Origin of the sequence: Streptomyces sp. NPDC006332, assembly GCF_040612855.1 — a bacterium.
Classification (GTDB): domain Bacteria; phylum Actinomycetota; class Actinomycetes; order Streptomycetales; family Streptomycetaceae; genus Streptomyces.
The window spans coordinates 1-2,029 of sequence record NZ_JBEXRA010000136.1 but is presented as its reverse complement, the minus strand read 5'-3'; the positions used below and the strand labels follow the sequence as shown (position 1 = coordinate 2,029).

At 67.2% G+C, this 2,029-nt stretch carries 2 protein-coding genes; one reads left to right on the top strand and one right to left on the bottom strand.

Translation table 11 applies throughout. The annotated features are described in order from the left end of the window. On the bottom strand, window positions 1–1,894 hold a 1,894-nt coding region (locus ABZ027_RS43140; protein ID WP_356778589.1), incomplete at its 3' end, for a condensation domain-containing protein. Between ABZ027_RS43140 and ABZ027_RS43135 the strand changes: the two genes are divergently transcribed. After that, a partial coding sequence (locus tag ABZ027_RS43135; protein ID WP_356778591.1) for a hypothetical protein occupies window positions 1,814–2,029 on the top strand: 216 nt, incomplete at its 3' end. The genes ABZ027_RS43140 and ABZ027_RS43135 overlap by 81 nt on opposite strands.

Sequence of the window (2,029 nt, the reverse complement as noted above, 5' to 3'; positions counted from 1 at the left end):
CAGCAACCCGCTCCTCAAACCGCTCATGCAACGTGCCAGGACCACCCACCTCAACAACCGTGTCATTCCACTCCCCCAACAGCCGACGCCGCTCATCGTGAGTGAGAAGTACGTAGTCGGCCAGCGGACGGTCAGGGTCGGCGGCGACAGCCTCGCAGAGCCTGATGAACTGCTCGGCCATGCCCTGCACGGTCGCGTGATCAAACAGGTCGGTCGCGAAGTCGACGCTGCCACGCAGCGCGCCGTCGGCAGCGGTGACCACGTTGAACATGAGGTCGAACTTGGCCGCGTCCACCGCGACTGCCTCGGCGCTCACCTCAATGCCGGGCAATTCGAAGGGGGAGGCCGCCAGATCGTCCTCAAGGTTCAGCATGACCTGGAACAGAGGGTGCCGACCAGCCGAGCGCACAGGGTTGAGCTCTTCGACAATTCGCTCGAAGGGGAGGTCCTGGTGACTGTAGGCGTGAAGCCCCGTTTCCCGGGTGCGGTGGAGCAGGGTGCGGAAGGTGGGATCGCCGCTGGTGTCGGTGCGCAGGACGAGGGTGTTGACGAAGAACCCGATCTGGTGGTGAAGGGCCTCGTCGGTGCGTCCGGCGATGGGTGCGCCAAGGGGGATGTCGTGGCCTGCCCCGAGCCGTGTGAGGAGGCCGGCGAGCATGGCATGGACGAGCAGGAAGAGGCTGGCCCCGGACTCCCGTGCGAGCGCCTCCAGCTTTTGGTGTACGGCGGCGGGGAGCTCCCACGCCACGCTGCCGCCCCGGTGACTGGGGTGGCGTGGACGCGGGCTGTCGTAGGGCAGCGCAAGCTCGGCGGGCAACCCGTCGAGTTCGGTTCGCCAGTAAGCGAGTTGGCGGGCGGCCCGGCTGGCGGGGTCGTGTTCGTCCCCGAGAAGCTCGTGTTGCCAGAGGGTGTAGTCGGCATATTGGACCGGAAGGGGCGCCCACTCCGGTGCCTCGCCCTGGGCCCGGGCCCGGTAGGCGGCGGACAAGTCTTGGGCCAGCGGCGTCAAGGACCAGCCGTCGGCCGCGATGTGGTGCACGACCAGGAGCAGCACGTGCTCAGCCGGACTGACGGTGAACAGCGTTGCCCGTAGGGGTATATCGGCCTTCAGGCTGAATGGCTGTGCCGCGGCGGATGTCAGCAGATCTGTGAGCTGCTCCTCGGAGGCCGGCACCCGTCCAAGCGTGGGTATTGCCTCGGTGCAGGGCAGCACTTTCTGTATGGGTTCGCCGTCGTGTTCTTCGAAGACGGTGCGGAGGGTTTCGTGCCGGTGGATGACGTCGGTGAGGGCTTGTTGGAGTGCGTGGGTGTCCAGGTCGCCGTTGAGGCGGACGGCGAGGGGCATGTGGTAGGTGGGGCTGCCGCCCTCCATCTTGTCGAGGAACCACAGGCGTCGCTGGGCGTGGGAGAGGGGGATGCGGTCGGGCCGGGGGTTCTGGGCGGTGAGGGACGACCGGTGCTCGATGTCACCGTCCATGTGTTGGGCCAGCAAGGCCACCGTGGGGGCCTGGAAGATCGTGCGCAGGGGCAGTTCGGCGCCCAGGACGGTACGGATACGACTGGCCAGGCGCGTGGCAAGCAGGGAGTGCCCGCCCAGGGCGAAGAAGTTGTCGTCGATACCGATGGCGGTGTCGATGCCGAGGACCTGGCCGAAGAGGGTGCACAGGAGTTCTTCGCGCGGGTCGCGTGGAGGGCGGGTCGTGGTGGAAGTGACGTCCGGGGCGGGCAGGGCTTTGCGGTCGAGTTTGCCGTTCGGGGTGAGGGGAAGCGCCTCCAGCTCGACATAGGCAGAGGGGACCATGTGCTCGGGCAGGTGCGTACGAAGGAGGAGGAAGTCTGGTACGGCGTCGGGTTCGGCGACGTAGTAGGCGGTGAGGCGGTCCTCCCGGATCACGACCGCGGCCTGAGCGACACCGGGCAACTCGGCAAGACGGGTCTGGATCTCCCCGAGCTCAACACGCTGACCACGGATCTTGACCTGGTCATCGGCCCGACCGAGATACCGCAGCTGCCCGTCAGCGCTCCAAGT